Raw genomic sequence first — 3,427 nt, 5'->3', positions numbered from 1 at the left:
TCTTTCTATAAGTCGTACTGCTTCAGACTTAAACTCTTCATCTTATCTTCGTCTTTCCATCTCCTACCTCCGTTTCTGTATTCTACCTTAATTTTCTTGTCCTCTGAATCGGGGTAAGATCATAGTGCGTTTGCCCTGATTTCTGAAATAGGATACTTGCTACGGTGTGCAGGATTAACTTATAATATTATTATAGATGCGCTTGGGCGATGATATCTGTTATATTGTGGGGTGAGTTTTATGGGGCAATTCTCTAACTATTCCTCTGTTACTGTATATTCATCTGCTGAGATCAAGATAGTGTGTCCATACTGCGGGGCAAATTGTACAATCATTAATGAATATCCACCGGAAGAGGATTTTGCCACCTCCTGCACTACGTGCGACCAGCCTATTGCTATTCGTCTTAATTTGAGGACATCCTACCGTAAAAAAGTTAATATCGAGGCGTTTTATCAGATTAAAGGGGTCAACCGCCCACCAAGAAAGGCGACTATTCTGGATATGTCCCGCGGGGGGCTGCGCCTTAAGTGTTTTAAAAGCACTCACGAAGTGGTTGGCGGTATTCTGTTAATGAGCTTTCCATTACCCCCGAAAGAAGAGAAAATAACTGTTAGTGCGGAAATCCTACGTGTTACAGAGGAGACAAAAACAACCGTTGTCCTGGGACTAAGGTTTAAAGACCTGGGTGAATACGAAGATATACAAATTAGTTTTTTCCTTAAAGCCTGAGAATATTAACACTTGTAGTTTCTCCCCTGATATGTGTTGAGCTGCTTGAATTTATTATCTATATCTATTAATATCTGCTGTCTGGTCTTATTCCATACGGGGGCTATCAGAATATCGTCCGGGGCGGTGGCAAACATCCGCTGTAAGACTACGCCAGGTGTGAGCCTCTCAACAAATTCTACGAGAAAATCCAGATATTGCTCATACTCAAAAACAAAAAATGGGTTCCTTGCATATTCCGCCGCCATCGCTGTGCCCTTGACTACCTGTAGTTGATGTATTTTCAGAAATCCTAAGCGAAGCCCTGATATCACCCCGGCCATTGAGAGCATCTCTGCTATTGTCTCCGTAGGAAACCCTGCTATTATGTGTGCCCCGATATGTAATAAGTTATAGTTTGCGGCCATGTCTATGGCATTGATAAAACAGGCATAGTCATGCCCCCTGTTTATATATGCAAGGCTTTTGTCATATATCGACTGAAGGCCAAACTCTATCAGCACAAAATAGTCCTTCGCTATGGACTCAAGCAGGGCGAATTTCTCATCATCTATAGCATCTGGCCTTGTGCCCACTGCAATGCCCACAACGCCTGGATGCGCCAGTGCCTCGTGGTATATCCGCCTCAATTCGTCAACCGGTGCGTATGTGTTGGTGTATGGCTGAAAGTAGGCGATAAATTTATTCGCCTTGTACCTTTTCGACAGATATGATATGCCGTTTTCTACCTGCTGCCTTACCCCCAGCGCAGGCTTGCACGACGACGGGCGGAAACTGTCGTTATTGCAATAGACACAACCTCCGACGCCCACTGTGCCGTCTCTGTTTGGGCAGGTAAACCCCGCATCTATGTTGACTTTATAAACGCTCTGACCAAAACGCTCTCTCATATGAAGGCCAAAGGAATTATAACGGCGGCGTTCGGTTGTTACATTGCCCACATTATACCTTAACCTTCCATCTCGTGCCGTCTTCTTTGTCCTCAAGGATAATCCCTTTGGCGTCAAGGTCTCCTCTGATTTCATCGGCCAGCTTCCAGTCTTTTTTTGCTCTGGCCTCACGGCGCCTTACTATCAGCTCTTCGATTTCAGATTCCGTTATATCAGCCTTGTGTGTGGCAAGCAAGGACTGATACCACTCCTGCGGCGTCTTTGTAAATATGTTCAGCACCGCTGCACAGTCCTTTATATCCCCTGCGGCCTTTTCAACTAAGAGCCTGCTCCTGCTGGACGACGGTTTTTTATCGAGATAGCGGTTTATTTCCCTAATCATATCAAAGATTGCGGCAAGCGCTGAGGCCGTATTAAAATCGTCGTCCATCGCCTCCATAAATCTATCTTTAAGAGTACCGGTTGTGGCGGCGAAGTCGTCATCATACTTCGATGGACTGGCCTTTTCTTTAAACACATTTAAAAAATCACTGACGCGAAGCACTGTGGAGTATACCCTATCCAGCGACGGCTCTGTCTGCTTCAGGCTCTCGCGCGAGAACTCTATTGGGCTTCTGTAGTGTGTTGAAAGGATAAATACCCTCAGAACTTCGGGGTCGAATTCCTCCAATATATCCCTTATTGTAAAGAAATTCCCCAGGGATTTGGACATCTTTTCCTTGTCTATTGTGATAAAACCGTTGTGAATCCAATACTTGGCAAATGGCTTACCTGTGGCCGCACAGCTTTGTGCGATTTCGTTTTCATGGTGCGGGAAGATTAAATCTGCCCCGCCGCCGTGAATATCAAAGGTCTCACCGAGGTGTTCCAGCGACATGGCGCTGCACTCGATGTGCCAGCCCGGTCTGCCCGGCCCCCATGGGCTGTCCCACGCCGGTTCTCCCTCTTTGGAGCGCTTCCACAGGGCAAAGTCAAAGTGATTTCGCTTTTTTTCGTCTATCTCTACACGTGCCCCTGCCTCCATTGACTCAAGGTCACGCTTGGAGAGCTGTCCGTAGTCAGCAAACTTCCCCACTTCGTAATATACGCCGTCTTCGGTTTCATAGGCATATCCTTTGTCTATCAGCTTTTTTATAATGCCGAGCATCTGGTCTATATGCCCTGTTGCCTTTGGCTCAACGTCAGGGGTTGCAACACCCAGCCTTGTCATGTCATTGTAGTATTCCTGTGTATAGGTCTCTGCTACTTCGTCCCATGTCTTGCCATCTTCATTTGCCCTGTTAATTATTTTGTCGTCGATGTCGGTAAAGTTTTTTACGAATTTTACATCATAGCCCCTGAAGCGGAGGTATCTGCTGATTGTGTCAAAGACAACGGCGCTTCTAGCGTGCCCAACATGGCACAAGTCATAGACCGTTACGCCGCATACGTACATCCTTACACGATTGCCATCGACCGGGACGAATTGCTCTTTTTTGCCCGACATGGTGTTATATATCTTTAATCCCATTTTTCTCCTTTATTCCTCCTTTATTCCACTATTCCACCGGCTCTGCGTAAGCTGCATATTTTACAGACTGCCGCTTTATGCTATAACAGTTCCGTTGAGTTTGGCAACTGCGCATTAGGCCAGGGCAGACGCATCTGAAAAAATAATCTGTAAATGACTATTGCGCGGGAATGACAAATTCCAGTGTCTATTTTTGTTTTGCTTGTCTGTCATTCCCTCGAACAGACTGTGTCATAATAGCACCCCCCTTTCTTTTGAGGGGTGGGCGTAGCGGCTAGGCAGCTGGGGTATTTTA

Annotated in this window: 3 protein-coding genes; 1 reads left to right on the top strand and 2 read right to left on the bottom strand. The window is 46.0% G+C overall.

Going from position 1 to position 3,427, the window contains the following annotated elements; translation table 11 throughout:
• Positions 1-240: 240 nt before the first annotated feature.
• The gene (locus ASN18_RS10585; RefSeq protein WP_085052724.1) at positions 241-732 is read left to right on the top strand and encodes a PilZ domain-containing protein; all 492 of its coding nucleotides are present in this window, start codon (positions 241-243) and stop codon (positions 730-732) included.
• A 5-nt stretch (positions 733-737) separates the two neighbouring features.
• Here the strand turns inward: ASN18_RS10585 and mnmL are convergent, their stop codons facing one another.
• Together mnmL and cysS are read right to left on the bottom strand one after the other, a co-directional pair.
• The gene (mnmL, locus tag ASN18_RS10580; RefSeq protein ID WP_085052723.1) at positions 738-1,757 is read right to left on the bottom strand and encodes a tRNA modification radical SAM protein MnmL/YtqA; all 1,020 of its coding nucleotides are present in this window, start codon (positions 1,755-1,757) and stop codon (positions 738-740) included.
• On the bottom strand, positions 1,675-3,132 hold the full coding sequence (cysS, locus tag ASN18_RS10575) for a cysteine--tRNA ligase (RefSeq protein ID WP_085052722.1): 1,458 nt from the start codon (positions 3,130-3,132) through the stop codon (positions 1,675-1,677). The genes mnmL and cysS overlap by 83 nt, the downstream gene beginning before the upstream one ends.
• Positions 3,133-3,427: the final 295 nt, after the last annotated feature.

Source organism: Candidatus Magnetominusculus xianensis, assembly GCA_001541255.1.
Taxonomy (GTDB): Bacteria; Nitrospirota; Thermodesulfovibrionia; order Thermodesulfovibrionales; family Magnetobacteriaceae; genus Magnetominusculus; species Magnetominusculus xianensis.
Note: the sequence above shows the minus strand (reverse complement) of the source record. Positions and strands in the feature narration are given on the sequence as shown.

Coding starts and splice junctions, on each gene's coding strand:
- ASN18_RS10585 (WP_085052724.1), top strand. CDS start 241: ATGGGGCAATTCTCTAACTATTCCTCTGTTACTGTATATTCATCTGCT.
- mnmL (WP_085052723.1), bottom strand. CDS start 1,757: ATGAAATCAGAGGAGACCTTGACGCCAAAGGGATTATCCTTGAGGACA.
- cysS (WP_085052722.1), bottom strand. CDS start 3,132: ATGGGATTAAAGATATATAACACCATGTCGGGCAAAAAAGAGCAATTC.